The organism is Asticcacaulis excentricus, from assembly GCF_003966695.1.
Taxonomy (GTDB): Bacteria; Pseudomonadota; Alphaproteobacteria; order Caulobacterales; family Caulobacteraceae; genus Asticcacaulis; species Asticcacaulis excentricus_A.
Window position 1 is genome coordinate 1507291 of the sequence record NZ_AP018827.1, and the last position, 25911, is coordinate 1533201.

Below are 25911 nucleotides of genomic sequence, written 5' to 3' on the forward strand. Positions count from 1 at the left end.
TTCAGGCTTCCATCGCAGTTACAGGGCGTGACGCTTCGCTCAGGCGCGGGCGTTTGGGCAGGCGCACATGAAAGCGCGTCCCTTCATCAATTTTCGAGTCGAACCAGATGTCACCGGACAGGCGCCTCAGCGTCGCCTTGACATAGGCCATGCCGAGCCCTAACCCACCGACCTCGGTCGTATTGCGAGCCCGGCGGAAGATTTCAAACACCTTCGGCTTGTCGATATCGGCGATGCCGCGGCCATTATCCGACACGGTGAAGATGTAATCATGCAGCGTCTCGCGCACGGATACGTCTATCTTTCCGGTAATATCCGGCCGCAGATACTTGACCGCATTATCGAGCAGATTGCCGAAAATCTGCTCCAGCGCCACGGCGTCGCTCATGATCTCCGGTAAGGGGTCACAGCGTATCTCAATTCCCTTCTGCGTAATATCGTACCCCAGAGCCCCAACGCATTTATCGAATATAGTCTGGGTGTTAACGGGCTCGATCGCATAGACACGCTTACCGATGCGCGACAGGTCGAGGATGGCGCGGGTCAGGCTGTCCATGCGCTCAACCCCTTTGGCGATAAAGCCCAGAGACTCCGGCACGTCCTCTTTCAGGGCCAGATCGAGCGCCTTCTGATGCTCTGGCGCAAAGTCTTTCTGATAGGGGGTGATGGCGTTGGTCACCGCCTTCATGGATATTTCCAGTTCTTTGGAAAAGCCCTTCAGATTGACCAGAGGCGCGCGCAGGTCGTGCGAGGTGATGTAGGTGAAGGTTTCGAGATCGGCATAGAGCTGACGCAACTCTTCTTCGCGCTGCTTCTGTTCGGTAATATCGGCGTGGGTGCCGATCATGCTCTTGATGCCGCTGAAATCGGCCCCGGTGCCGACGCCGCGCGATAAAATCCAGCGATAGCCGCCGTCCTTGTGTCGCATACGAAAGATGCTGCGATAGGTGGCATCCGTTCCTTCCATATAGCGGCGTAAATCCGCGTCCGCCGCCTCGCGGTCATCCGGGTGGATCATGTCGCGCAACACCTCCCAGCGGTTTTCCACCTCGTCCGGTGCATAGCCCAGCATGGCCTTATAGGCCGCCGAACAATAGACATCGCCGCTGACAAAGTTCACCTCAAACAGGCCGTCGTTGATGCCTTCGGTGACCTCGCGATAGCGCTGCATGACGGCCTCCTGCTCGGCCAGACGGTTGCGGAAATCGGCCTCCAGATTGAGGATGGTCACCGTCCCCAGCAACATAACGCCGATCAGCAGGATGCTGCCGATGACCAGCGTAAAGACAAAATCCGACCGCGCCTTCCCCACCTCCGCCGTCTGAAGCCGCACGTCAACCAGACGCCGCACATTGGTGGCCTCCAGCGCGCGACGCACGTGCGCCATGTCGCGCACCTGTCGTTCAAACGCCTCGCGCGTCAGGGCCGCCCCGCGCCCCAGTCGGCGGTTTTCGATCTGATCGTCGAAGGTCTTGCGCAGAGATCGGATATTATCGAGCCACAGATAGATGTCGCGCGCCGCCTGCGGATCATGGCGCAACACCAGGCTGCGATAGGCCGACAGATCCCGCTCCAGCATATCGCGCGCCGTGCGGTAGCTGGTCAGCGTCGCCTCGTCGCCGGAAATCAGATAGGCGTGAACCCCCGTTTGCATATCGAGCAGATCGACCAGCACGACCCGGCTTTGGCGAATGGCCTCGTATTCAAACAGGGACTGCCGGTTCTGGTCCTGAATGCGGTTGTAATGGGCGTAGACAATGAACGAAAAGGCCACGGTCGCAATCGACAGCAGGACAAACAGCACAGGATAGTACCGTTGCTGCCGCAGCAGCTTTTGCCACATCATGCCCTCTGCCCCATACCGCTAGATCATTATGATTTCTGTTAGAAACATAATGATCCAGCTTTTCGTTTAGCCCCTCGCCGGGCGGTGGCTTGCGCCACCTTGGCCGCCGCCTCAATGGCGGCTTGAGCGGAATGATCCCAAGAGAGATCATTCCGCTTTAAAAACGCGAACGCAGGCCCTGAAGCCCTGCGGCATCAGAACCTGCGAAAGCCGGAAATGTCCAGCCTTACGACTGGCTTAATTCTTGGCGTCCTTGGCGGCGTCGGAAACCGCTTCGCCCCCGGCCTGAACGTCCTTGCCCGCACCTTCAATGGTGTTGCAGGCCGACAGGGCCGGAACAGCCGCCAGCGCAACGCCGGCAATTACGATCATCTTGGCGATCTTATTGGTCATGTGCTTGGTCCTTTTCAAATGCCCCATCTTATACCAACGGCCGAAGATGTTGACCGCATCCGGCCGTTGAAAACTCGAGACTTTTTCATATGTATCAGCGACATGAAAAATTCTCGAAACGCATACCAAGTGTCATTTTCAATGACTCTTGGTATTGCTCAGAGCTTGCCGCCGCACCGGTAATGGGTCCATGCCATCGACAGAGGCCTTAATAAATAAATCATAAGAAAAATCAGGCGGCTGTTTTACGGCGGTTTGATTTTCCGCTCCTTAGCCCGTCGCGAAAGGCACGCCACACCGACACGGCCCCTCCGGCGGTGCGCGTCACCACGCCCTGCACCTCGCGCTCACCCGGCAGGGCCGAGGTTTCGCTGATCAGATGCTCAAGCGTGCCTTGCACGGCGCGCCGGGCGCGGCCGATGGCCACCAGCAGCATAAGCCCCACGGCGATGACCAGAGCGGCGACGATGCCGCCCGCGCCCTGCGGCGTGAGCCCCAGCGCCTGCAAGCCGTGAAAGGCGAGCAGCAGCAAGACCGAAAGCCCCAGCGCCAGCGCCACCAGCGTAAACACCATCAGCCCGACCAGCACGCCCAACGCGCTCAGAAAGGCCAGGGCCTGCGACCGCACCTGACGAAAGCGCTGACGCACAAAAAACAGTTCCGCCACACGTAACAGCACAGACATTCGCGACCCTTTCACAACCGATACAAAAAAGGGCGAAGCCGCTGTGGACCTCGCCCTTAAACCTTCAGACGAAACGCCCGATCAGCGCTTGAGCATCATGCCGATCAGCACACCGGCACCCAGCGCCAGAAGACCCGTGCGCACGGGGTTTTCGTGAACTTCCTTGTTGAGGCGGCCACCGGCCTTATTCAGATGGCCCTGCGCGTCATCAAAGAGATGACGCAGCTTGGCACCGGCTTCGTTGGCGCGCGAAGACAGGTCATCGGCCACGTGGCGCGCGGTCTTTTCAACGCCATCAACGGTGCGATCGGCTTCCGAACGGACGTCGTGTTCGGCCAGAACCTTGGTGACTCCGGCGGCGGCTTTGGTGGCGGGGGACAGCATCAATCTCTCCTTTGAGGGCGTGCAATATGGGGGAGGAATGGGGGTCACATCCACACGGACCGCGGGGCGGGGGGGATGTCTGACACGGAAGGCCGTCTGAGACAGCATCAAAACGAGGATGGGGGGTATCTCGCTTTCGTCCGTGTCGTGGTCCGTGTGGATGTGATGACTGAACCCTATCGGCGCGGCTTTAAGGATGCGATGCCGATGGCTGAAAGCAAAAATAAGGGGCGGATAAAGGCGCGTTTCCTGATTTTTTACTTACGCGCAACGCCTTGCAAACTCGGCGAAAACTGACGCGGCGCGGGCGCAGGATGAGGGCAAGGTTGTGACGCCATCCTCGGTGCTGCGACCTTCCCTACCCCGCTTCATAAAGGAGATCAGACATGGGCGATATCAAAGGCTCGATCAAGGAAACCGCCGGCGGCGTCGAAGAGGAACTGGGCGAAGCCCTGCACAACGACAAGATGGCCGAAGACGGTCGCAAGCTGCGCAACGAAGGCCGCATCGAACAGGGCAAGATGCCCAAGGTGAACCCGGTCGGCTCCGAAAAGCCATAAGGCCTTTTTTGTTTTATCGCGATGTTTTTGCGGAAAACCGCTCACACTTTTCCGCACATCGCTCTAACGTCAGACCGCTAGCAACGGAAAACCGCCCCGATCCGCAAAGATCAGGGCGGTTTTTTATACCTCCCCGGCGTGCCGGGGAGGGGGACCGCACGAGCCGCGTTTACGCGGTGAGATGCGGTGGTGGGGGTTCTTAACCGCGCCAATGGATTGAACGGTTGGGCAATCACAAAGACACCCCACCACCGTCTTCGCTACGCTCGACGGTCCCCCTCCCCACACTTTGTGCAGGGAGGTGTAAGACAGGCGTTACAACCGCACCACCTTCGCGGTGCTGGCGAGCGGTTCGGTGGTTTTGAGGGGGTTTCTGAGCGGGTGGACGAAGGGGCGGGCGTCGATTTCGAACACGTCGCCCGCTTGCGTCTTCACCCCGTCGGCAAAGCTCGCCGTCGCCGTCCCGAAGCAGTGCACGTGCACATCGCCCGGCACGCGGAACAGCTCGTACTTGAAGTGGTGGTGTTCCAGATTCTCGAACGTGTGGGACATGTTGTCCTCGCCGGAGATGAACGGCTTCTCCCAGATCACTTCATTGCCGCGCACGATCTTCGACGTGCCTTCGACGTGGCTGGGCAGGTCGCCGGTCAGGATCTCGACCCCCAGAGAGGCCGGGCGCAGCTTGGAGTGGGCCAGCCACAGATAGTTCTGCTTTTCGGTCACGTGGTCCGAGAACTCGTTGGCCAGCGCAAAGCCGATGCGATAGGGCTGAGAGTCATCGCCAATGACGTAGATACCGGCCATTTCTGGTTCTTCGCCGCCGTCCTCGGCAAAGGCCGGCGACACCAGCTCGGCGCCCGGTCCGACCAGCGCGTAACCATTGCCCTTATAGAACCATTCCGGCTGCGCCCCGGCGGTGCCCGATGCCGGCTTGCCGCCCTTCACGCCCATCAGGAACATGCGCATCGAGTCAGTCAGGTTCTCTTCGCCGCCCCCGTCTTTGGTCGCCTCTTTGGCCTTGGCGTGCATCTTGTCACGGCCCTCAGCCGAGCCCAGGTGCGTCAGGCCCGTCCCGGTCAGGTGCAGGTGCGCCGGGTCCGGATGGTCGATGGGGGCCAGCACGCGGCCTTCGGACAGGGCCAGCGCGATATCCACCGCCTCACCCACACCCTGCTGCGCCACCTGATCGGCAATGGAGCGTTTGGCGGCAATAGCGGCCTTGGCCAGCTCATAGGTCGTGGTCACGCCCAGAATAATCTTCGCCGAACCGTCATCTTCGGCAGCGGCCACACCGCGCGTCCCGTGGGCATCGACAAACTGGATCAGGCGAAGGGTCATGACGAACTCCCGGAGTAATATCGCTTTTAAAACTCAGACAATTGATTGTGACTTAGGCCTGCCTTTGCCGTTTGTCAAATCGTGTTTATGATCATACGGAGATTCTCCTACACCCGTCTCTCCGCGAGCGGGGAGACGGGGATTAGACAGGGACCTGCATGACCGATACCCGACCCGCCGCTACGTTTGACCGCTCCCCGGCTACCGAAAGTTCCGCTTACGGCGTGCATTTTCAGGGCCGCCTGCACGGGGCGCTGGCCCACCGGCTGGGGGTGGACATCCTCAAGGGCGTCTATCAGCCCGGCGAGGTCCTGCCCAATGAGATCGACTCGTCTTCGACCCTCGACATCTCGCGCTCGGCCTATCGGGAGGCCATCCGCATTCTGGCCGCCAAGGGCATGGTCGAAAGCCGCCCCAAGGCCGGGACGCGCGTCACGGCGCGCCGCCGCTGGAACGTGCTCGACCCGGAGGTACTGGGCTGGATGTTCGAGACCGAGCCGTCGGAGGACTTCATCAAGGGCCTGTTTGAGCTGCGGCTGATCACCGAACCGGCGGCGGCCGAGCTGGCGGCGCTGCGCCGCACGGACGAGCACCTGCGCCTGATGGACAAGGCGCTCGACCTGATGGAGGCCGAGACCCTGGCCACCGAGGCCGGGCGCAAGGCCGATCTCGACTTCCACGACGCCTTGATGCACGCCACGCACAACGAGGCCCTCGCCTCGCTGAGCCACTCCATCGGGGCGGCGGTCGCCTGGTCCACGCGCTTCAAGCAGCGCCATCAGGCCCTGACGCGCGACCCCATCCCCGACCACCGCCGCGTGTTTGATGCCATCAAACGACAGGACTCAGGCGCGGCCCGCTGGTGCATGGAATCGCTCATCCGCATGGCCCTCGACGACACCCAACGCTCCATGCAGACCCAATACCTCGATCCGAGGGGGTGAGAGGGCACGAAAGGTTTTTGGCCACGAAAAACACGAAAAGACACGAAAATGACAGGCGGAAAAGCCATGCGCGAAGCGCCCACCCATCTACCTGACCCAAATAGATAAAGGCCCTTCGGGCAAGGCAGCTTCAACAGCCCCTGTTCGTGCTTTTTGTGTTTTCGTGGCCAATTCTGTCTATTCAGCCCTGGCCTTGACCAAGGGCGAGGTCGCTTCCAACAGGCCGTTTTCGCGTGCCACCAGAGTCGGGATCAGGATCTGACCCGTCACATTGGTCGCCGTACGCACCATGTCGATAATGCGGTCGATGGCGGCCAGCAGCGCGATCCCTTCCAGCGGCAGCCCCGCCGTCGAAAGCGTCAGGGTCAGCATGACCGTCGCCACGCCCGGCACGCCCGCAGTGGCCAGCGACCCCAGCATGGCCGTGAGGGCAATGACGATATAGTGGCTTTGGGTCAGCTCGATATGGAAATAGTTGGCCACGAAGATCGAGGCGATGGCCGGATAGATGGCCCCGCAGCCGTCCATCTTCATATTGGCCCCCAGCGGCACGGCAAAGCCCGCATAGGCCGGATTGAGCTTCAGCTTTTCGATGGCCGCATTAAGCGACACCGGCAGGGTGCCCAGCGACGAGCAGGTGAAAAAGGCCGTCTGCTGCGCTTCGAACACGCCCTTGTAAAAGGCCACGACGCGCAAACCGTGCAACTTGAGCAGGACCGGATAGACGACAAACACGTGGATCAGGCAGGCCAGATAGATGGCCCCGATAAAGCTGAGCAGCGGCGTCAGGCTCTCAAGCCCATAAGACCCGACCACCGAAGCGATCAGGCCAAACACGCCAAACGGCGTCAATTGGATCACCCAGCGCGTCAGCTTGAACATCAGTTGGCTGCCCTGAGAGACAAGCGTTTTCAGCTCGGCCGCGCGCTCGCCCAAGGCGCTGAGGCCCGCGCCCACAAACAGGGCGACAAAAACGACGCTCAGGACCTGACCTTCGGCAAAGGCCTTGAAAATATTGGTCGGCACAATGCCGATCAGCACGTCCTGCACCGGCGGGATGACCTTGGGCTTGACGTCGGCCAGCGGCAGACCGCTCAGGCCCCGGCCCGGCTCGATCAGGTGGCCTATGGCAAAGCCCAGCGATACGGCCAGACCGGCGGTAATGATGAACCACACGATCGTCACCACCCCCAGACGCACGGCCTTGCCGCCGCCGCCTTCGCCCAGAGCCCCCTCACCCAGCCGCGAAATAGAAGCCGCAATGGTGAAGAAGACCAGCGGCACGACCAGCATCTTGATCAGGTTGACGAAGAGGTCACCGATGGGCTCAACCCACGGCACGGCCTGCTGACCGAAGGCGACCCCCACCCCGGTTCCCAGCGCAAAAGCCACCAGAACGCGCAACCAGAAGGGAATTTTGGACATGTCGAGCCTCATCAGTAGAGGCACGAAGATAGGCCGAAATGGTGACGGTGCAAGCGAGGAAAAGTAACGGCTGAAATTAGGTGATGTTACCCCCTAACCCTCTCCCTCAAGGGAGAGGGGATTACAACAACGGGGCGACCAGAAACGTAGTGAACAGCAGCAGGGCCAGCGACAGCCAGCGGTAATTTTTGTACCACGGCACGCCTTTCAGTGCGGCGCTTTCGCGGTCCCACACGGCGCGGGTGAAAACGAGCGCGCTCACCGAAGCCTCCGGGGCCGGGCGCATCAGGCTGCCCGCGATCAAAGCGGCGGCGCTGACGACGAAGATGACAAAGGCCGCCACCAGAAAATGCAGCCGCAAGATACCGATGATCTCGACACTGACGAATAGGCCAAGGCTGAGCGTCGTGCCGACAATCAATGCGCAGGCGGCCCCAAAGGCATTGGCGCGCGTCCAGAACAGCCCCATCAGGAACAGCGTCGCCACCGGCGGCACGAAATAGGCCAGCATGGCCTGTAGATAGTTCCACAGCGTATCCTGAATGGCCCCCAGCATGGGCAGCCACAGGATGGACAGGGCCATGACGCTGAGGATCGCCAGCCGCCCGGCCAGCAGCAGCCGCGCCTCAGAGGTGTGCGGACGAAGCGCTTTGAGGAAGTCAAGCGTCACCAGCGTCGCCGCCGCATTGTAGTTGGAGGCCAGCGACGACAGGATGGTGACCAAAAACACCCCGGCGACGAGGCCCACCACACCCGTCGGCAACAGGCTGAAGGCCAGGGCGAAAAAGGTCTGATCCGGGGCTTCCAGCGCCGGGAACAGCAGCGGCGCACACAGGCCCGGCACGACCAGCAGGCCCAGAGTCGTCAGCTTGAGCCCCCCGGCAAACAGGCTGCCCCAACGGCCATGATCGAGTGATTTGGCGGCCAGCACCTTCTGCACCATGTACTGATTGGTGCACCAGAAATAGAAGCCGATCAGCGGCAGACCCGTAACCAGACCCGTCCAAGGCAGCACATCATCCGTGACCGGACGAACCAGATGCAGCCGCAGGGCGTCGCTGTGGGCAACCACCGCTTGCCAGCCGCCGACGGCCTTCAGCGCCAGAACGCTGATGACCGCGCAGACGCCGATCAGGAAGACCGCCTGCACCGTGTCGGTGATCAGCACGGCGCGCAAGCCTCCGGCGACGAGGAACAGCCCGGCACACAGCGACAGGAGTGCCCCCACCTCAAACAGGCTCAACGCCGGAAACAGCAAACGGAACAACAGGCTGCCCGCAAACAGCAGCCCTGCCGTATCGACAAAGGTCATCAGGGCGATCGACAGGCCCGACACATAGGTGCGCGCAAAACGGCCATAGCGCTTTTCAAGGAACTCCGGGACGGTGAAGACGCCGGACGACAGATAGGTCGGCAGCACCACGGCGCAGAACAGGGTCAGGACCAGCACCGCCACCCAGTCGTAATTATAGACGCTGATCCCATGCGCGTAAGCCGATCCGGGCACCCCGATCAGGGCCGAGGACGACAGGGTAGCGGCGTAAAGCGTGAACCCCACCACGGGCCAGCGCGCCTGACCCGCCGCCAGAAACTGCTGCTTCAGCGTGGTGATCTTCAGCCGCGACAAAAGCGCCAGCGCCACCAGCCCCAGCACATAGGCCGCCGCCACGCCGATATCGATGCTGTTGAGGTGAAACTGAGTCACGGCCCGCCCTTTTTGATGAAAGTTTAGTCCAGACTCAGAGAAAGAGGTATCCACTTCCGCGCCTGACGTAAAAAAAAGCGGCAGACGCCTTAATACCAACGGCCGAAGATGCTGACCGCATCCGGCCGTTGAAGAAGCGAGAATTTCTCATATGTGTCAGTGACATGAGAAATTCTCGAATGGAATACCAGGAGTCATTTTCAATGACCCTTGGTATAAGGCCTCTGCCGAGTTGCGATCCAGCTTTGCGTCATCCAACAGGCGCAGGGGCATCGGATCGGGTCTAAAACAGGTTGTGGCAGGTGCTAAAAGGTTACGCTCTTTTGTTTAGCCCCTCGCCGGTTGCGGGCTCCGCCACCTTGGCCGCCGCCTCAACGGCGGCTTGAGTGGAATGAGTCCATCAGAAATCTCCACTCTAACCGGGGGTGCGGACCTGATAGCCCTGCGCCCGCAGGTCATTCACAAGCCGCTCATCCAGCAACATGGGCATGGGCAGCAGGAGAACGCTGCGGCGGGTGCCCTGCATGGCCGTATCGACCATGCGCAGAGTGTCCGCTGTCCATTGCGCGCGCAACTGCCCCCCCAGCGCCTCGTGACAATCGGCCTTCGGCTGAGCCCGCAGGATCGCTTTCAGGGCTTCGACATCTCCGGAGGCCCAGGCATCGGCCTGCGCAGCGGTTGTGGCCACCATATATTCCGTCAGGTCGAGCATCACCGTCAGGCACCGGCGACCTTCGGCCTCGTCAATGGCGTTGGTCTGCTTGACCAGAGCGCGCGTCTCCATCCGCGAAATGCGCGCGACCTTCACCTTGTGACGTTTGGCGACCTGAGTGAGATGCTGCGTGATGACCTGCGATGAAAACCCCTTCTTCGTGCCGACCGCGTCGAGAAAGCGGACGCCCGCCCACAACGGCCGGTCCTTTTCAATGTCGCGCGTGTCGATCTCATACGTCTGGGCGAGTTGGGTCCAGCGGGCGTATTCAGCCGGTGGCAGAACGTCACGCAGGGTCTGCTTGCCGGGCAAATCCTTGCCGCTCATCACCGCGTAAAGCGCCAGAAGACTGAACTTCGGGGCCGGCGGCAGATAGAGCCCTTCGGCATCCGAAAGTATTCGGTCTATACGGGCGCTGTCCCACGTTTTTGTGGCATCGATCCGTGCATCGCCGATCAGCCAGACGACCTTATCGCCTTTGATAACCTTCCACAGGGCGGGGCCGGGCAGGTTCTTGACGACGCTGACTTCGGTCAGGGACCAGTCATCCGCAGCGGGCGTCAGGGTGACGGTCGTCTGGGCGCAGGCCGACCCGGCCGCCGCCACAAGCGCGGCAGCGAAAACGATAGATTTGAGCATGGGCTCCCCTCTTTTTTCTTTAAGGCGCAAACAGCGCCGCTTAGGTTTTGTCGTCCCGCTGATAGGCGATCAGGTCGCCCGGCTGGCAATCCAGCTCACGGCAGATGGCCTCAAGCGTCGAAAAGCGGATGGCCCGCGCCTTGCCCGTTTTGAGGATGGACAGATTGGGCAGGGCGATGTCCACGCGCTCAGCCAGTTCGGACAAGGTCATGCGACGCGCATACAGCAGATCATCCAGTTTGCTGATAATGGGCATGGCTATACCGTGCCTTCCAGATCCTCACGCAGGTCGGTCCCGATATCGAAAATATGGGCCACCACAAAGCACAGCAGGACCGGCAGGAGCCCTTTGGCCAGAGACGCTATCAGCGCTTCGGGCGCGCGTGAGGAATCGGCCAGAAAGACGAGGATCGGGTGCGCCACATAGCCCGCCGTCAGGAATATACCGATCCAGCGCAGGCGCGTGCCATTTTCCGGCGTGAAGGGCGTGCCGGCCTGACCGGAGCGCACCACCGCCAGCAGGTTCATGAACACAGGCACCGCCAGCGCGATCATAACAAGCGCGGCAACGGACACGTCAATCTGAGTCCCCTTTGGCCACGGTTCAGGCCCAAAAGCGACCAGCATCCCCAGACGGATCGCGCTCAGGACCGCGCCGATGGCGTAGATGACAAGCGCGGCCTTAAGCAGCCAGAGCGTGCCGGTGAACAGACGGCGGCGTTTTGCAGGCATGGGACCCTCCCGATAAATTTCATGATTATCGATAACTCCCATAGCGAGGAATGTCAAATGATTTAATGATAAACATTAAATTTCGAGATTGGCATGGTCTTTTGCCCGGCATTCTAAGGGGCGCAGAACGCGAAACAGGTTACAGAAATTCAAAAGAAGGGGCTGACTGGCTCGGCCCGCCGGCACTCTGTAAGCACCCCCACCACCGCATCTTACCAGAAAGCTGGCTCGTACGGTCCCCCTCCCCAACAAACTGGGGAGGTATAAGAAGAGATGCGTCCCGTCGCTGGCGAAAGCTATACTTTCGCTGGCGCTACACCCCAGTAAACCGGGGAGGTATAAGATGCCTGCGATCTGAATACGTATTCACGTCGGGGGCGGGTTTCGTCAGGGACGGCGGCGCTGTACCAATAGGGAAAGAGTGTAAAAACGCACCGCCGCAGAGGTCCGCTTCTGCCGCCAATGGTGCGTGTTCAGGGAGTGACCTTATGTCCAAGCGCCTCATCGCATCGGTAAGCCTGTGCGCCCTTCTGGCCGCCGCTGCCGCCGCTGCTGCCCAAGACAGCGAAACGCCGAGCAATACCGCCCACACGCCCAATCAGGTCGTCTCAACCGACGCCACGGATGGCCCCGGTGAGGCCTCGCCCTGGGCGGCGGCGACCAAGCAGGGCATCGGGTCGTCCTATGAGGCCTATAGGGACCTGCAATATAGCGATAAGGCCACCACCGGCACGGTGTCGAAGGTGTGGTTTTCGCTGGCCAACGGCGTGCTGTCGGAAACCATGTACGGCCTGATCCACGAAGCGCAGATCCGCGACCTGTCGCTGGTTCTTGTCGGCGACGGCTGGGTGGCCACGGAAGCCGCCGACACGGTGTCGCACATCGACTATCTGCATAAGGACAAGGCCGGGCGTCCGCTGTCGCCCGCCTACCGCCTGACCAATACGGACAAGCAGGGCCGCTTTGTGGTCATCAAGGACGTCTTCACCGACCCGGACCGTCAGACCCTGATGCTGCGCGTCACGGTCAAGGCGCTGAAAGGCACGGTGACGCCCTATGTCGTTCTCGATCCCTCGGTCAACAACACCTCCGGCGACGATCAGGGCGATGCCTCGAAAACGGCCCTGCGCGCTTTTGACGGCCCGCACGCCCTGTCGCTGCGCGCTTCGGTCCCGTATGAGGCCGCCAGCATCGGCTTTACGGGCAAGGACGCGCTGGTTGGCCTTTTGAAAGACGGCAAGCTGGGCGCGCTGAACGCCAAGATCAGCGAAAAGGGCAATATCCGCGCCGTCGCTGCCTTCAAGCCGGTGAGCACCTCGGCCACCTTCGATCTGGCGCTCGGCTTCGGCAAGGACGTCGCCGCCGCCGATACCGAAGCCGCCGCGACGCTGAAGACCGGCTATGCCGCCGTGCTGGCGCGCTATAACGGTCAGGGTAAGGCGGTCGGCTGGGAAGATTATCTGGCTTCCTTAGGCGAATTGCCGCGCCTGACGGCCCAATCGACCGATAATGGCAAGCTGCTCTATGCCTCGGCCCTGATGCTCAAGGTGCAGGAAGACCGCACCTATGCCGGGGCGCTGATCGCCTCCCTGTCGAATCCGTGGGGCGAAACCGTCTTCGCCAAGCAATCGGCGACGGGGTATAAGGCCGTTTGGCCGCGTGACTTCTATCAGGTGGCAATGGCGCTGGCGGCGCTGGGCGACAAAAAAACACCGCTGGCCGCCTATCACTACCTGCCGAAGGTGCAGGTCGGGCCGAACACGCCGGGCAATAAAGGCGACGGCGGCTGGTTCCTGCAAAAGGCGCACGTCGATGGCACGCCGGAATGGGTGGGCGTGCAGCTCGATCAGACGGCCATGCCGATCATGCTCGGCTGGAACCTCAATCATCGCGGCCTGATGAGCGACGCCGATCTCAAGGCCTCGTGGACCGCGATGCTCAAACCCGCGGCGAAATTCCTCAAGGACGGCGGCACGACGCATATCGGCTGGAACAATGCCAAAATCACCCCGCCCTACACGCAGCAGGAGCGCTGGGAAGAGCAGGAAGGCTATTCGCCCTCCACCACCGCCGCCATTGTCGCGGGGCTGATCGCCGCCTCTGACATCGCTGCGCGGTCGGGCGACGCCGATATGGCCGCGCAGCTGAAGGCCCGCGCTGCGGACATTTCGGCGAAGATCGAAGCCCGCATGGTGACGACCACAGGCGCGATCAAGGGCGGTAAGGACACCTACTATATGCGCCTGTCGCGTTCGGACGACGCCAATAATCCGGGCGTGCAGGACGAACGCAATGGCCGCAAGGGGATGCGGGGCGACCTGATCCTCGACGGCGGCTTCCTGGAGCTGGTGCGCTATGGCGTGCGCCGCGCCGACGACGCCAACATCGTCCGTTCACTGACTTTCCTTGATGACGAGACCCTGCCGGAGAACTTGCGCGTCAAATACACCTTCCGTTTCAAGGGCGTCGAAGGGGCCTTCCCCGGCTTCCGCCGCTACGGGAATGACGGCTATGGCGAAGACGAGACCACCGGTGCCAATTACGGCGTGCTGGGCGGCTCGACCCCCGGTCAGCGCGGCCGCGTGTGGCCCTTCTTCACCGGCGAACGCGGCCATTACGAACTGGCCCGTGCGGCGCTGAAAAGCGGCGGTGTGACGGATACGGACAAAACGCGCATCCGCGCCACCTATGTGCGCGGCATGGAGCTGTTTGCCAATGAGGGCCTGATGCTGCCCGAACAGGTTTGGGATGGCGTCGGCGTCAAGCCGGCCGGCTATGAGACGGGCGAGGGCACCAACTCGGCCACGCCTCTGGCCTGGACCCACGCGGAATATGTGAAGCTGCTGCGCTCTCTGGCCGATGGTCAGGTGTGGGACCGCAACCCGCTGACCGCAGAGACGTTCGCGAAGTAGGTGGTTATACCTTGGGTGGATGCGCATTTTGAGGTATAACCTCATCAGATTTGATGAGGCCCCTTATGCGCACCACCGTGACCATTGATGACGCCCTGTTTGAACAGGCGGTGCAACTGGCCGATCCCGGTATGGATCGCGCTGATATTTTCCGCGAAGCCATGAAAACCTTCGTACGGATTCAGGCCGCCCGACGTCTGGCGGCCCTGGGGGGGGCGGCCCCCGACATGACCGGTATTCCGCGCCGTCGCGAAGACTGACGCCTGCATGAACGTGCTGGTCGATACCTCGGTCTGGGTGGATCATTTTCGCAACGACAATGCGGATTTGACGGCGCTTCTGCTGCGGGATGAGGTGATGATGCATCCCATGATCATTACGGAACTGAGTTGCGGACACGTACCGGCACCGCGCGCAGAGACCCTGAATGCTATGCGCCTGCTGCGCACCAGTCCTCAGGCAAGCCTCAATGAGATTTCCGACTTTATTGAACGCGAAAAACTGTTCGGTCTGGGCTGCGGGCTGGTCGATTTTGCCTTGCTGGCCTCGGCCTTGCTCACGCCCTACGCACAGCTATGGACACTGGACAAACGCCTGAATGCTCTGGCTGAGCGTTTTGGCATAGGCTACTTACCCGTGCGGCAATAATCTTTCAAAAAACCCCGGCCTTCGCAGGCCGGGGTTTTCGTATTCAGTCCGTTGCCAGCCCCTTATTTCAGGCTCAGCGGCAGCGGCACATTGCGGCCACCGCGGTTGACCAGCAGCAGGATCGAGGGCCGGTTGGCGGCCTTCATTTCGGTGACGATCTTGTCGAACTCGGCGCGGTTGGCCACGGGCAGGTTGTTGGCGCGCACGATGACGTCACCGGCCTTCAGGCCCTTCTTCGCCGCATCCGAAGTCGGCTCAATCGCCGTGACCACCAGACCGCTGACATCGGCTTCGATGCCATAGGTCTTGCGCGAGGTCGGGTCGAGCGGCTTGACGCTCAGGCCCAGCACCGGCGCGCCGGTTTCAGGCGTCGTAGCCCCGCCGCCATTCAGCACCTTGTTCAGTTCGTCTTCGCCGGGACGCAGGGCCGCGACAATGGTCAGCTTGACCATCTTGCCATTACGGAACACCTCGATCTCGACCTTTTCGCCGGGGCGCACATCGGCCACGTTGCGGGTCAGGTCGGTATTGAGCTTGACCGTCTTGCCATTGACCTTCTTGACGATGTCGCCGACCTGCACGCCACCCTTGGCCGCCGGGCCGTCCTTGGTAACGTCAGCAATATAGGCGCCGTCCTTGTCCGGCAGGCTCAGGCTTTCGACATATTCGTCGGTGACGGGCAGGATTTGCACGCCGATATAGCCGCGCTCGACCTTACCGCCCGCCATCAGCTTGCGCGCAATGGCCGAAGCCGTGTCGGCCGGAATGGCAAAGCCGACGCCGGCATTGCCACCCGACGGCGTGATGATGGCCGAGTTGACGCCGATGACGCGCCCGTTGAGGTCAAAGGTCGGGCCGCCGGAATTGCCACGGTTGATGGCGGCGTCGATCTGCATGTAATCGACATAGCCCTGCGCGCCGTCCGGACGCCCAAAGGCCGAGACGATGCCCGCCGTCGCCGTACCCGACAGACCGAACGGGTTGCCGACCGCGATCACCCAGTCGCCGACGCGCGGACGCTGATCGGTTTCAAACTGCACAAAGGGGAAGTTCTTGCCTTCGACCTTAAGCACGGCCAGATCGGTGGCCGGGTCGCGGCCGATCACCTTGGCCGTCAGCTTCTGTTCGTTGGTCAGGACGACGGTGATTTCGTCGGCCCCTTCGATGACGTGGTTGTTGGTGACCACATAGCCGTCGGCGGTGATGAAGAAGCCCGAACCGGCGCCGCGCACTTCGCGTTCATTGCCTTCCCCTTCGCCGTCGTCCTGCGAAGGCGGCTCGAAGCCGGGGATGATCAGGCCGTTCGGCACCTTCACCTTGCCCTTGGTCTCGATCGAGACAACCGCGGGCGATACCCGCTCGATGATGTCGGCAAACGACATGGGCGCGCCCGCCGGCGGCTTTACCGGGGTCACGGCCGCCGTCTTGATCAGGGTCGAGCCGTCATAGCCCCCTAGACCCGATACCGCCGCACCGGCGACTGCTGCGCCGAGCATCAGGCCACCGGCCACGCCCGCCACCAGGCCCTTATTCTTCTTTACCGAGTTAAGCACGTTCCCCATGGGTCTTCGTCCTGATTATACGCTGTTACGGTCAACATAGGCATTTTAAGGCCGCAAGCCAGTGTTTTCACGCGGGCTTACCATCTTTTAATCCGTCTCAGAGCCGGTATGGCTCTGAGATTTTTGTTTGTCGTGCATTTGAATCCAAAAACCGTTTCACACGTTTTGGTATGCGCTTGAATGCAACCAAAGCGGTGCGGCAAAATCGTGGCTTAGATACAGTCTTATTTGTGACTGTCAGGGTCACGGTTCAGCAGCGCCTCAAGACGCGCCTGTTCTTCGGCACTGAGGCCGGGGGTATCTGGCTCTGCTCCGTTAGGGCTTTTGCGGCGGCCCATGGCGAAAAAGATCACCCCGCCGACCAACAACACCCCTACGGGCAGGCCCCAGAGCAGACCGGTGGCCAGCGAAAAGCGCGGTCGGAACAGCACATAGTCGCCATAGCGGGCGCGCAATATATCACGGATATCGCTGTCGCTTTTGCCCTCAGAGATATGGGCGCGGATGTCACGGCGCATATCGGCGGCGATATCGGCCCCGGAATCGGCAATGGATTCGTTCTGACAGACGACGCAGCGCACTTCGCGGTAAAGCGCGCGGGCGCGCTCGTCCTGCTGTTTGTCCGACAGGGTTTCACCGGGCAGGACGGCTCCGGCCACCTGCGAAAAGGCGAACAGGGTGATGAGGAGGGCCCGAAGATAACTTCCCGCTGGCGAGCTATAGCGTGGATGCCTCATCCTTTTTTCCCCCGATGGGCCAGCCCCAGCCGCAGGCGACGGTCACACAGCGACAACACCCCGCCTATGGCCATCAGCAGCGGCCCGAAGAAGATCAGCCGCGCCCACGGATTATAAAGGGCCCGCACTTGCCATGTCTTTGGCCAGCCGTCGGGCGACGGTTCGCCCAGCACAAAATAGAGATCGTTCAGCGGCTGAAAACACAGGGCCACCTCGGTCGTCACGGTCGCGGACGCCGGATAGAATCGCCGCTCCGGCAGGGCCTGACAGATGGGCTTGCCGCCGCGCCGCACATCGAGGACGCCGCGTTCGGCCTCATAGTTCGGCCCGACCACGCTCTTGATGTCGCTGAGGCGCACCTCATAGGCCCCAACGCGCAGCGCCCCGCCGACGCGCAGATGATCGACGGCGCTGAGCTTGGTCTGGGTTTCAACCACCGCCCCCAGCACGAACAGGCCCAGCCCCACGTGCGCCAGCACCATGCCGTGCGTCGCCAGCGGCAGGGCGCGAAAGCGGCGCAGACTCTCGGAAAACGGCACCTTGAGCAGGTGCGTGCGTTCCTGCAAGACCTGCCACGAACCGAGAATGACCCAGCCACCCAGCAGAAAGCCGACGCCCAGAGAGAGTATTTTTTTCGCTTCGCCGCTGCCCATCAGCACCGCCCCCAGCACGGCCAGCAAGAGCGATACACCCGCCGCCAGAGCCAGCCTCTGCCCCACAGCCCTGAGGTCACCACGCTTCCACGCCATCAGGCTGGCCAAAGGCAGGATGAGCATGGCCACCGACATGGCCGGCGCAAAGCTGAGATTATAATAGGGGGTGCCGACCGAAATCGTCTTACCCGTCAAAGCCTCCATCAGCAGCGGATAAAGGGTGCCCAGACAGACGGTGGACAGCGCCACGAAGACCAGCAGGTTATTGAGCACCAGGGTCGATTCGCGGCTAACCGGCGCAAACACGCCGCCGGAACTGAGCGCCGAGGCGCGGAATACATAAAGCGCGAACCCCGCGCCTGCCGTCACAAACAGGATGGCCAGCAGCAAAATACCGCGCTGCGGATCGACGGCGAAGGCGTGCACGCTGGTCAGCACGCCGGAGCGTACCAGAAACGCCCCCAGCATCGAGAAGGTGAAGGCCAGAAGCGCCAGAAACACCGTCCACGATTTCAGCGCATCGCGCTTTTCCAGCACAATGGCCGAATGCAGCAGGGCGGTCGCCGCCAGCCACGGCATGAAGGAGGCGTTTTCCACCGGGTCCCAGAACCACCAGCCGCCCCAGCCCAGCTCATAATAGGCCCAGAACGACCCCAGCGCGATGCCGAGCGTCAGAAACACCCAGGCCACCAGCGTCCACGGCCGGACCCAGCGCGCCCATTCGCGCCCGATCCGCCCTTCGATCAAGGCGGCCACGGCAAAGGCAAACACCACCGAAAACCCGACATAGCCGAGGTAGAGCAGCGGCGGATGAAGGGCCAGGGCCGGGTCCTGAAGCATGGGGTTGAGCGACTGCCCCTCATAGGGGGCGGGGTCGAGGCGGGCCAGCGGATTGGAGGAAAACAGCGTAAAACCGCTGAACAGCGCCCCCAGAAGCCCCTGCACCCCCAGCACCTTGTGCCGCAGGCCCGACGGCAAACCGCGCCCAAACAGGGTCACCAGCGCGCCATAGCTGAGCAGCACCATGCACCACAACAGCATCGAGCCTTCGTGGCTGCCCCACGCCCCGGAAATCTTGTACAGCAGCGGTTTCAGCGTGTGCGAATGTCTGGCGACGTTGGACACTGAAAAATCCGACGTCACAAAGGCATGGAGCAGGGCCGCAAAGGCCAGAACCGATGCCATCGCCGCGGCCAGAGATAGGCCTTCGCTCCAGCGCGCCATGCCGCGCAAGGGGCGCCACGCCGAACCCGCCACGCTGAGCGCCTGCGCCAGCGACAGAAGGAAGGCCAGCCCCAGACAGAAGGTGCCCAGTTCCGCGATCATTTCGCCTCACCGAAGGGTTTGGAATCGGGTTTGGCCGCGCTTTCCGGCCGCCACTCGCCCTGCTCTTTGATCGCCTTGACGACCTCCTTGGGCATGTAGGTTTCGTCGTGCTTGGCCAGCACAGTTTTAGCCTCGAACACGTCGGCGCTGACGCGCTGCCCTTCGCAGACCACGCCCTGCCCTTCGCGGAACAGGTCGGGCAGATCGCCCTTGAAGCGCACGGTCATTTCGGCCTTCTGGTCGCGCACGACGAAGGTGACTTCGCCGCCGGGGCCCTTGACGACGCTGCCCGCCTTGACGAGGCCACCGAGGCGCATGGTGCGGTGCCATTCGGCCTTGGCCTCATAGGCCTGCGCCGGGGTGTAGAAATAGACGACCTGATCCTTCATGGCGAACAGGGCCAGCGCCACACCGGCCATCAGGATCGGGGCGGCGATCAGAAAGATCATCAGACGCCGACGCGCCTTCATGGATTTGGGAAGCAGGGTCATGATAATCTCCCCCTCGCCCCGCCAGCGGGGAGGTATAAGCGTAACAGGTTTCTCATTGCGCCCCCACCGGCCGGTCGGCCCTTTGCACGATGTCACGCGCAATGGCCGGACGATCCGCATACAGACGATCCAGCGTCGCCAGCACCCGCTTTTCACCTTCGACGTTTTTCAGCACGCGATAGGACCGCAGCAACCGCGCCCAGCCGTCGGGGTCTTCGGGATTTTTAGCCAGACGCGCCTCAAGGCCCGCCACCATGCCGCCGATTTGCGCCTGAACCGTTGCCGCCGTCTGCGCCGACTGATCGAGCGCGGCGATTTCCGCCGCCACCGTCTGCTGACGCCCGTCATCGGCCGCCAGCCGCGACTGCACGACACCATAGAGCCGCCGCGCCTCTTCATAGCGGCCATCCGTGGTGAGGATACGCGCCGAGTAGTAGAGCGCCGTCAGGTCGTCGCCATCGCGCGTCAAGGCCTCGGCAAAGGCGGCGCGCGCCTCTCCATTGCTCTGCCCCTTGTTGAGCAGCGTCAGCGCCTCACCCAGATTGGACCAGCCGACCGCCGCTTCGGGGGCAAGTTGCGTCACGCGCTTGAAGGCCTGCGCCGCCTCATAATAGTCGCCCGCCACCACCTGGGTCTGCCCCAGTTGCAGCCAGTAGGCCGGCTTGTCGCCATACTTGGCCGATAGCTGTTGCAGCGCCACCGCCGCGGGCTTGGCCTCCAGCGTTTCGGGGGCCGTGTTCAGCGTCTCCACCCACGCCTCGACGCGCGCCGCATAGGGCTGATCCGGCAGATCGGGCTTGCCCACAAAGACCGACAGGCCCAGCGCCGCCACGGCGATCACGACGGCCCCGGCAAAGCCGATGCGCGGATCAACCGGTGTCACCGCCTCGGCCTCTTCGACGCGCAAAAGGGCGCGTGCCGCTTCGGTCTTTTCTTCACGCGCCAGAGCCGCATCCGCATGTCCGGCGGCGACGCGGCGGTCGAGATCAGCCACAAAGGCTTCGTACCTCTGACGCGCCTGATCCAGCGCGCTGTCCGGTGTCCGGCGCAGCCACGCGACCGCCAGCCCCAGAAGGGCGGCGCACACAAGTGCAGCGGTAAGCGAGAACAGCAGCATACGTGTCTTAAGCGGCGGGTTGACCGGAACGAACGCACCGGGACTGTGTCATAAGCCCGTTTTCGTCGCCTTAGGCAACCGTTTTTGGTGCGCGGAAGACATCGGCGGCCGTGACACGACGTCGCGCCAGATTGGCCTTGTTTTCCCCCAGAAGCCCCTCCATCAGGGCGATCACGCGCTCAAAGCAGTCCATCACGGCCTGCGCATCGAACGGATCTTCGCCCACGGCGACGCTCAGCACGACGGTGAAATAGGCGTCCATCTGCACTTCGGCGGCTTCGACCGTTTTGTTGAGCAGGCTGAGATAGCCGCCCTGTGAGGCGGTGGGGCGCACCTGATTGATAAAGGCGACGGTTTGCAGCGCCGCCTCGGTCTGTGCCGGTTTCGGCCCGGCATAGTCGGGCACCTCGCGCGTCGCCCGGCCAAAAATGCGCTCGGTCTTCAGCGGCAGGGCCTGAGCGATGATTTTTTCCACGCCTTTCAGGCGGTCTTCGACCAGACCATTGATCGTCTGATTGATCACCAGGACGCGCTTGCCCCACGGCCCGTCGCGCGTCAGTTCGACCGATTTTTGCAGGCTGCTGACCAGACTCAGGCACTGGGCGACCCAGCCTCCGGCCTCGCCCAGCAGCGACGGGTCGCGCCGCCGCATCAGCCCCGAAAACACCTTCATCCGCTCCTCGGCGGCGACAAGGACCCGCTCGCCAAACCCGGCCAGTTCCGACTCGCTTAAGAAACGGTCATTGGCGCCATCCGAAATGACGGCGACAAATTTGAGCACCAGCGTGGCGTCATCCATATTGGCCAGCAGGGCTTCGAGGAAGCGCACCCCGCCCTCACCGTCCGGCGTCTTGCTGCACGCATCCTTGAACATCAGGCGGATGGCCGCCGCCTTTTCGGCATCAATACGCCCCATCCAGTCGGGCAGCCGCGCCAGGGCTTCCCGCAACAGGCGGTGCAGGTCGAGATAGGCGGCAAATTCTTCGAGTTCGTCTTCGTCCTCACCCGACGGCAACACCGTCTCGGGCCGTTCCCGCAGGATGACCGCCGCCGCATTGACCAGACGAAAATAGGGCACGGGCACCGGGTCGCCGCTGCGGGGACTGTGCCCACTGCGGCGCGCCTCCGTCATCAGCCCCGCCTCTTCACGCTCAAGCGCGCTCCACAGACGATCGAGCAGCCACTGTGGAAAAATAACGCCTTCCATACCGTCTTCGCGCGCCATGAACAAAGGCACGAAGGGGCGGAAGACCTGTTCCTTGAGATGATGCGACTCAAGCTGACGCGCCACAAGGTCGCGCACCTCGCCCAGAGCGGCGTCGTGTGTCAGGCCCAGACTGGTGTTCAGTTGACGGAGAATGTTTACGGGCAAGGTTTTCACCAGCCCGCCAACCGCGCTCAGCCGTTTCTCCGATAACACGCCCATGTGGCTCTGCCGTTGTTACAACCCGTCAAATATGGGAGGCGCGTGGTTAATATTTTCTGACCCCAAACCGCCGTTACTCAGCCTATGAAATTGGCCGGTAATATCACAACGCATTTCAGGCCACCCATCCCTGAGCGGTCAAAGCTCAGGCGGCCGCCATAGGCACGCACCAGCTCATCCACAATCGACAGGCCCAGCCCCGAACCGGGGGCCGACTCATCGAGTCGTGCGCCACGTTTGAGCACCTCATCATAGCGTTCCGGCGGCATCCCCGGCCCGTCATCCTCAATCAGCAGCGTCATGCCGCTCGCCTCGTCCTCCAGCGTCGCCGTGACGCGCACCCGGCGCTGAGACCAGATGCAGGCATTTTCCATCAGATTGCCGGCGATTTCCTGAAAATCCTGCTTTTCGCCGCGGAAGGCCAGGTCTTCGGGCGCACGCCAGTCGATGGTTACGCCCTTGTCGCGGAACACCTGCTCCAGCATGACAGCCAGTTCGTCCAGCACCGGCTCGACCGGCGTGCGCTCACCCATATTCTGGGCACGGGCGGCGGCGCGGGCCCGGCGTAAATGGTGATCGACCTGGGCCCGCATCAGGGCCGTCTGTTTACGGATGGTATCGGCCAGAGGGGCCGGATCATCACCCGCCGAGGTCAAAAGCACCGACAGCGGCGTTTTCAGCGCGTGGGCCAGATTGCCGACGTGGGTACGCTGACGCTCCACCACGTCCTGCCCGTATTCCAGCAGGCCATTGACCTCTTCGGTAACCGGCTTGATTTCCGCCGGATAGGTGTTGAGGAGCCGCGTCTGCTTGCCTTTGCGGATGTCGTGCAGTTCGTCGGTCAGGGCAAACAAGGGCCGAAGACCGATACGCACCTGAAGGTAGATGGCAATCAACGACCCCAGCGCCAGCACGATCAGCGCCCCGCCGGTAATCAGGGCAAACTGCCCCACATTGCGATCGACCTCGGAACGGTCTTCGGCGGCCATAAACAGCAGATTGTGTCCCTGAATGCGGAGATAAACAGTGGCCTGCCGCAGCGGCTGATCGCGCGGCCCGATGGCGTTATAATACTGAAGCTGACCCGTCGTCTTATCGAGCGCCTTGGGCATTTGCAGCACGCGCTCGGCCAGCGAGCCCGACTTATAGACCGCCATCACGCGGTCCTGACCATCCAGCTCAACAATCTGCCAGTAGAGGCCGGAATAGATGTCGTCGGTGCGGATGATGTAGAGTTCGGGGATGCGGATGCGCCCGTCTTCGTCGAATTCTGTGTGCGTATAGAGGTTGCGCACAATGTCCGAAATGCCCGCCTGAAAGCGCGTCACCGAGGTGTAGTTAAAGAAGGCGGTGAGGCCTGCTGAAATCAGGATCAGCGAAAAGATGAACCAGATGGCGGCCAGCCGGATCAGCCGCCCGGCCAGCGACCCGCGCCCGGAAATCAGTACGCTGATGAAGCGCTTCAGATGGGTCAGGACGGCTGTCATTTAACGCCCCCCTCCGTCAGCACCTTCGTTCTCATACCTGTGCTAAATCTCGCTGACTTCATTGTGCAGCGGCTTGAGGCGATAGCCCAGCCCACGCACCGTCTCAATCCGCTCATTACCGATCTTCTTGCGCAGACGGCCCATGAACACCTCGATGGTGTTGGAGTCGCGGTCGAAGTCCTGATCATAGAGGTGCTCGACCAGTTCGGTACGCGAAATGACGCGGTTCTGATGCAGCATCATATAGTGCAGCAGCCGGTATTCCAGCGAGGTCAGGCGCAGCGGCTCGCCATTAACCGACGCGCGCGCCGCACGCGGATCCAGACGCACCCCGCCACAGACCAGCAGCGGCTGCGCATGACCGGCGGCACGGCGCACCAGGGCCCGCAGACGCGCCAGCAGTTCTTCGGTATGGAACGGCTTGGTCAGATAGTCATCGGCCCCGGCGTCGAAGCCCGACACCTTGTCCGACCACGCCCCGCGCGCCGTCAGAATCAGCACCGGCGTCGCCTTGCCATCGCGCCGCCAGCGTTCCAGCACCGACACGCCGTCGATCTTGGGCAGGCCGAGGTCAAGAATCACGCAGTCATAGGGCTCGGTATCGCCCAGAAAGTGCGCTTCTTCGCCGTCGGGGGCGTGATCGACCACATAGCCCGCGTCCTGAAGCGAGGCCTTGAGCTGACGCGACAGGTCGGGATCATCTTCGGCAAGCAGAATGCGCATTACATCTTACTCATGGAGCGGTTGGCGAGATCGACGCGATAGGTCACGATATTGGGGCCGATCTGCACCTTGATCACAAAGGTCGAAGGGCCGGTCTGATTGCCCGACACGTAGCGTCCGCCCGTGCGTTGTTCAACCAGGGTGATGGCGTCGTCGATGGAATAGCGCTGCTGCACCGTCAGGCGCTCGGCCTCATCGAAGCGCGGACGCGCCTCCGGCCGCAGCGGCATCTGGCGCACCTCTTCGTGCGCCGGCGGCCAGCCGAAAGGGGCACGTTCGCGCGCTTCGGCAGCGAACGGTGCGCCGACGAGCAGCAGGGCGGAAAGGGTCAGGATCGGTTTCATAGTCACTTTGTACAGTCCCCGACCTGAACCTTAGCTGAACAGGGCCCTAAGGAAAACTTAAAATGCATACCTCCCTGGCTATGCCGGGGAGGGGGACCGCACGAGCCTGATGAGCATAGCGCAATCAGGTGAGATGTGGTGGTGGGGAGGGTCTGCACCCACCCCTACTTCTTCCGCATCGCCGGATGGGTCGGCGTATAGGGGGCCTGCCTGCGCCAATCTTCGGCATAGGCGACAAAATCGCCATCCACCACGTCCGGCAGGGCCAGCACCAGATGCGCAAACAGATCACCGCGCGCCCCGGTCTTGGCATCATACCCGCCGCGCCCTTTCAGACGCAGGATACCGCCGGAATTGGAGCCCTTGGCGATGGTCACATTGACCGGGCCGTCGGGCGTCGGGGCCTGCACCTTGCCGCCCAGCACCGCATCCGGGATCGACACATAGAGGTCCATATGAAGATCATTGCCTTCGACGCGGAACACGCCATGCGGCTTCAGCGACAGTTCGACCAGCGCGTCGCCATGCGGCCCGCGCCCGTTGGGCGACGGCGCGCCCTGGCCTTTCAGGCGCAGGGTCTGACCATCCTTGGCGCCCTTCGGAATGGTGACGTCGAGTGTACGGCCATCGGTCAGTTGCACCCGCCGCGTATTGCCGGCGATGGTATCCATCAGGTCGATATCGAGCTTGATCCTCAGGTCGCTGCCCTTCTGGGCCTGCGCGCCGAAACCGCCGCCCGGCCCAAAGCCCGCGCGACGCCCGGCCCCTGAGCCAAAAATATCGAAAATATCATCGAGATCGACGCCGTCGAACGAGCCGCGCGCCCCACCGCCATAGCCCTGCGACGACCCACCGCCAAACCCGCCACCGCCGAAACCGCCGCGATAGGTTTCCCGACCGTCGGCATCCATCTGACCCGCGTCATATTTCTTACGCTTTTCGGGGTCTTTCAGCAGGTCGAAGGCCGCCGACACGCGCTTGAAGCGATCCTCGGCCGCCTTGTTATTGGGGTTGCGGTCCGGGTGCAGTTCCTTGGCCAGCTTGCGAAACGCCTTCTGGATATCGTCGGCGCTGGCGTTGCGCGCCACACCGAGTTCTGAATAGGGATCACCTGCCACGAAA

26 protein-coding genes are annotated in these 25911 nt (G+C 62.2%); 6 read left to right on the forward strand and 20 right to left on the reverse strand.

The window, feature by feature from the left end; translation table 11 throughout:
- Position 1: 1 nt before the first annotated feature.
- The 4 genes from EM6_RS06990 to EM6_RS07005 form a co-directional block, all read right to left on the reverse strand.
- Positions 2-1846: a sensor histidine kinase gene (locus tag EM6_RS06990; protein WP_126421362.1), complete on the reverse strand. Its 1845-nt coding sequence runs from the start codon at positions 1844-1846 to the stop codon at positions 2-4.
- A 237-nt stretch (positions 1847-2083) separates the two neighbouring features.
- Positions 2084-2239 (reverse strand): entericidin A/B family lipoprotein, encoded by a 156-nt coding sequence (locus tag EM6_RS06995; RefSeq protein ID WP_013479491.1) that lies wholly within the window; start codon positions 2237-2239, stop codon positions 2084-2086.
- A 232-nt stretch (positions 2240-2471) separates the two neighbouring features.
- A complete protein-coding gene (locus EM6_RS07000) occupies positions 2472-2924 on the reverse strand; it encodes a hypothetical protein (protein WP_126421364.1) in 453 nt (150 codons plus the stop codon).
- Positions 2925-3005: 81 nt separating this feature from the next.
- Entirely contained in the window at positions 3006-3308 is a 303-nt protein-coding gene (locus EM6_RS07005; protein ID WP_126421366.1) for a DUF883 family protein, read from the reverse strand.
- A 75-nt stretch (positions 3309-3383) separates the two neighbouring features.
- Between EM6_RS07005 and EM6_RS07010 the strand changes: the two genes are divergently transcribed.
- Positions 3384-3605, forward strand: a complete 222-nt coding sequence (locus EM6_RS07010; protein WP_126421368.1) for a hypothetical protein — start codon at positions 3384-3386, stop codon at positions 3603-3605.
- Positions 3606-3694: 89 nt separating this feature from the next.
- Positions 3695-3868: a hypothetical protein gene (locus tag EM6_RS17340; RefSeq protein WP_172961154.1), complete on the forward strand. Its 174-nt coding sequence runs from the start codon at positions 3695-3697 to the stop codon at positions 3866-3868.
- Positions 3869-4183: 315 nt separating this feature from the next.
- On the opposite strand, the gene araD1 is transcribed toward EM6_RS17340, so the two are convergent.
- Positions 4184-5206 carry an AraD1 family protein gene (gene araD1, locus EM6_RS07015; protein ID WP_126421370.1) on the reverse strand — a complete coding sequence of 341 codons (1023 nt, stop codon included), beginning with the start codon at positions 5204-5206 and terminating at the stop codon, positions 4184-4186.
- Positions 5207-5364: 158 nt separating this feature from the next.
- On the opposite strand from araD1, the gene EM6_RS07020 reads away from it, so the two are divergent.
- Positions 5365-6150 carry a FadR/GntR family transcriptional regulator gene (locus EM6_RS07020; protein WP_126421372.1) on the forward strand — a complete coding sequence of 262 codons (786 nt, stop codon included), beginning with the start codon at positions 5365-5367 and terminating at the stop codon, positions 6148-6150.
- Between the two features lie 177 nt (positions 6151-6327).
- Here the strand turns inward: EM6_RS07020 and EM6_RS07025 are convergent, their stop codons facing one another.
- The 5 genes from EM6_RS07025 to EM6_RS07045 form a co-directional block, all read right to left on the reverse strand.
- Positions 6328-7575 (reverse strand): dicarboxylate/amino acid:cation symporter, encoded by a 1248-nt coding sequence (locus EM6_RS07025; RefSeq protein ID WP_126421374.1) that lies wholly within the window; start codon positions 7573-7575, stop codon positions 6328-6330.
- A 121-nt stretch (positions 7576-7696) separates the two neighbouring features.
- The gene (locus tag EM6_RS07030; protein ID WP_126421376.1) at positions 7697-9280 is read right to left on the reverse strand and encodes a sodium:solute symporter family transporter; all 1584 of its coding nucleotides are present in this window, start codon (positions 9278-9280) and stop codon (positions 7697-7699) included.
- A 415-nt stretch (positions 9281-9695) separates the two neighbouring features.
- Positions 9696-10631: a TraB/GumN family protein gene (locus tag EM6_RS07035; RefSeq protein WP_126421378.1), complete on the reverse strand. Its 936-nt coding sequence runs from the start codon at positions 10629-10631 to the stop codon at positions 9696-9698.
- A 40-nt stretch (positions 10632-10671) separates the two neighbouring features.
- A complete protein-coding gene (locus EM6_RS07040) occupies positions 10672-10887 on the reverse strand; it encodes a helix-turn-helix domain-containing protein (RefSeq protein ID WP_126421380.1) in 216 nt (71 codons plus the stop codon).
- A gap of 2 nt (positions 10888-10889) precedes the next feature.
- Complete coding sequence (locus tag EM6_RS07045; protein ID WP_172961155.1) at positions 10890-11363, reverse strand: DUF2975 domain-containing protein; 474 nt, start codon at positions 11361-11363, stop codon at positions 10890-10892.
- A 488-nt stretch (positions 11364-11851) separates the two neighbouring features.
- On the opposite strand from EM6_RS07045, the gene EM6_RS07050 reads away from it, so the two are divergent.
- From EM6_RS07050 to EM6_RS07060, 3 genes are all read left to right on the forward strand, one after another.
- Positions 11852-14275 carry a glucan 1,4-alpha-glucosidase gene (locus tag EM6_RS07050; RefSeq protein ID WP_126421384.1) on the forward strand — a complete coding sequence of 808 codons (2424 nt, stop codon included), beginning with the start codon at positions 11852-11854 and terminating at the stop codon, positions 14273-14275.
- Positions 14276-14340: 65 nt separating this feature from the next.
- Positions 14341-14535 carry a type II toxin-antitoxin system VapB family antitoxin gene (locus tag EM6_RS07055; RefSeq protein WP_126421386.1) on the forward strand — a complete coding sequence of 65 codons (195 nt, stop codon included), beginning with the start codon at positions 14341-14343 and terminating at the stop codon, positions 14533-14535.
- A 7-nt stretch (positions 14536-14542) separates the two neighbouring features.
- Positions 14543-14923, forward strand: a complete 381-nt coding sequence (locus EM6_RS07060) for a type II toxin-antitoxin system VapC family toxin (RefSeq protein ID WP_126421388.1) — start codon at positions 14543-14545, stop codon at positions 14921-14923.
- Between the two features lie 62 nt (positions 14924-14985).
- Here the strand turns inward: EM6_RS07060 and EM6_RS07065 are convergent, their stop codons facing one another.
- The 10 genes from EM6_RS07065 to EM6_RS07110 all read right to left on the reverse strand — a co-directional run bounded on the left by EM6_RS07065 (position 14986) and on the right by EM6_RS07110 (position 25907).
- Complete coding sequence (locus tag EM6_RS07065; RefSeq protein WP_126421389.1) at positions 14986-16485, reverse strand: Do family serine endopeptidase; 1500 nt, start codon at positions 16483-16485, stop codon at positions 14986-14988.
- 224 nt (positions 16486-16709) lie between these two features.
- On the reverse strand, positions 16710-17222 hold the full coding sequence (locus tag EM6_RS07070) for a cytochrome c-type biogenesis protein (RefSeq protein WP_126421391.1): 513 nt from the start codon (positions 17220-17222) through the stop codon (positions 16710-16712).
- Positions 17219-19201: a heme lyase CcmF/NrfE family subunit gene (locus tag EM6_RS07075; protein ID WP_126421393.1), complete on the reverse strand. Its 1983-nt coding sequence runs from the start codon at positions 19199-19201 to the stop codon at positions 17219-17221. The genes EM6_RS07070 and EM6_RS07075 overlap by 4 nt, the downstream gene beginning before the upstream one ends.
- Positions 19198-19692: a cytochrome c maturation protein CcmE gene (gene ccmE / locus EM6_RS07080; RefSeq protein WP_126421395.1), complete on the reverse strand. Its 495-nt coding sequence runs from the start codon at positions 19690-19692 to the stop codon at positions 19198-19200. Before ccmE ends, EM6_RS07075 begins: the two co-directional genes overlap by 4 nt.
- A 52-nt stretch (positions 19693-19744) precedes the next feature.
- Entirely contained in the window at positions 19745-20809 is a 1065-nt protein-coding gene (locus EM6_RS07085; protein WP_126421397.1) for a tetratricopeptide repeat protein, read from the reverse strand.
- Positions 20810-20879: 70 nt separating this feature from the next.
- On the reverse strand, positions 20880-22235 hold the full coding sequence (locus EM6_RS07090; RefSeq protein WP_126421399.1) for a hypothetical protein: 1356 nt from the start codon (positions 22233-22235) through the stop codon (positions 20880-20882).
- Positions 22236-22312: 77 nt separating this feature from the next.
- The gene (locus EM6_RS07095; RefSeq protein ID WP_126421401.1) at positions 22313-23722 is read right to left on the reverse strand and encodes a sensor histidine kinase; all 1410 of its coding nucleotides are present in this window, start codon (positions 23720-23722) and stop codon (positions 22313-22315) included.
- A 42-nt stretch (positions 23723-23764) separates the two neighbouring features.
- Complete coding sequence (locus tag EM6_RS07100; RefSeq protein WP_126421403.1) at positions 23765-24445, reverse strand: response regulator transcription factor; 681 nt, start codon at positions 24443-24445, stop codon at positions 23765-23767.
- Positions 24445-24789, reverse strand: coding sequence for a hypothetical protein (locus tag EM6_RS07105; protein ID WP_126421405.1), 345 nt, complete (start codon positions 24787-24789; stop codon positions 24445-24447). The genes EM6_RS07100 and EM6_RS07105 overlap by 1 nt, the downstream gene beginning before the upstream one ends.
- 164 nt (positions 24790-24953) lie before the next feature.
- Entirely contained in the window at positions 24954-25907 is a 954-nt protein-coding gene (locus tag EM6_RS07110) for a DnaJ C-terminal domain-containing protein (protein ID WP_126421407.1), read from the reverse strand.
- Between the last annotated feature and the right edge of the window lie 4 nt (positions 25908-25911).

Bases quoted from the DNA above. Each gene is read 5' to 3' on its own strand.
- EM6_RS06990 (WP_126421362.1), bottom strand. From the start codon at position 1,846: ATGATGTGGCAAAAGCTGCTGCGGCAGCAACGGTACTATCCTGTGCTG.
- EM6_RS06995 (WP_013479491.1), bottom strand. From the start codon at position 2,239: ATGACCAATAAGATCGCCAAGATGATCGTAATTGCCGGCGTTGCGCTG.
- EM6_RS07000 (WP_126421364.1), bottom strand. From the start codon at position 2,924: ATGTCTGTGCTGTTACGTGTGGCGGAACTGTTTTTTGTGCGTCAGCGC.
- EM6_RS07005 (WP_126421366.1), bottom strand. From the start codon at position 3,308: ATGCTGTCCCCCGCCACCAAAGCCGCCGCCGGAGTCACCAAGGTTCTG.
- EM6_RS07010 (WP_126421368.1), top strand. From the start codon at position 3,384: ATGTCTGACACGGAAGGCCGTCTGAGACAGCATCAAAACGAGGATGGG.
- EM6_RS17340 (WP_172961154.1), top strand. From the start codon at position 3,695: ATGGGCGATATCAAAGGCTCGATCAAGGAAACCGCCGGCGGCGTCGAA.
- araD1 (WP_126421370.1), bottom strand. From the start codon at position 5,206: ATGACCCTTCGCCTGATCCAGTTTGTCGATGCCCACGGGACGCGCGGT.
- EM6_RS07020 (WP_126421372.1), top strand. From the start codon at position 5,365: ATGACCGATACCCGACCCGCCGCTACGTTTGACCGCTCCCCGGCTACC.
- EM6_RS07025 (WP_126421374.1), bottom strand. From the start codon at position 7,575: ATGTCCAAAATTCCCTTCTGGTTGCGCGTTCTGGTGGCTTTTGCGCTG.
- EM6_RS07035 (WP_126421378.1), bottom strand. From the start codon at position 10,631: ATGCTCAAATCTATCGTTTTCGCTGCCGCGCTTGTGGCGGCGGCCGGG.
- EM6_RS07040 (WP_126421380.1), bottom strand. From the start codon at position 10,887: ATGCCCATTATCAGCAAACTGGATGATCTGCTGTATGCGCGTCGCATG.
- EM6_RS07045 (WP_172961155.1), bottom strand. From the start codon at position 11,363: ATGCCTGCAAAACGCCGCCGTCTGTTCACCGGCACGCTCTGGCTGCTT.
- EM6_RS07050 (WP_126421384.1), top strand. From the start codon at position 11,852: ATGTCCAAGCGCCTCATCGCATCGGTAAGCCTGTGCGCCCTTCTGGCC.
- EM6_RS07055 (WP_126421386.1), top strand. From the start codon at position 14,341: ATGCGCACCACCGTGACCATTGATGACGCCCTGTTTGAACAGGCGGTG.
- EM6_RS07060 (WP_126421388.1), top strand. From the start codon at position 14,543: ATGAACGTGCTGGTCGATACCTCGGTCTGGGTGGATCATTTTCGCAAC.
- EM6_RS07065 (WP_126421389.1), bottom strand. From the start codon at position 16,485: ATGGGGAACGTGCTTAACTCGGTAAAGAAGAATAAGGGCCTGGTGGCG.
- EM6_RS07070 (WP_126421391.1), bottom strand. From the start codon at position 17,222: ATGAGGCATCCACGCTATAGCTCGCCAGCGGGAAGTTATCTTCGGGCC.
- EM6_RS07075 (WP_126421393.1), bottom strand. From the start codon at position 19,201: ATGATCGCGGAACTGGGCACCTTCTGTCTGGGGCTGGCCTTCCTTCTG.
- ccmE (WP_126421395.1), bottom strand. From the start codon at position 19,692: ATGACCCTGCTTCCCAAATCCATGAAGGCGCGTCGGCGTCTGATGATC.
- EM6_RS07085 (WP_126421397.1), bottom strand. From the start codon at position 20,809: ATGCTGCTGTTCTCGCTTACCGCTGCACTTGTGTGCGCCGCCCTTCTG.
- EM6_RS07090 (WP_126421399.1), bottom strand. From the start codon at position 22,235: ATGGGCGTGTTATCGGAGAAACGGCTGAGCGCGGTTGGCGGGCTGGTG.
- EM6_RS07095 (WP_126421401.1), bottom strand. From the start codon at position 23,722: ATGACAGCCGTCCTGACCCATCTGAAGCGCTTCATCAGCGTACTGATT.
- EM6_RS07100 (WP_126421403.1), bottom strand. From the start codon at position 24,445: ATGCGCATTCTGCTTGCCGAAGATGATCCCGACCTGTCGCGTCAGCTC.
- EM6_RS07105 (WP_126421405.1), bottom strand. From the start codon at position 24,789: ATGAAACCGATCCTGACCCTTTCCGCCCTGCTGCTCGTCGGCGCACCG.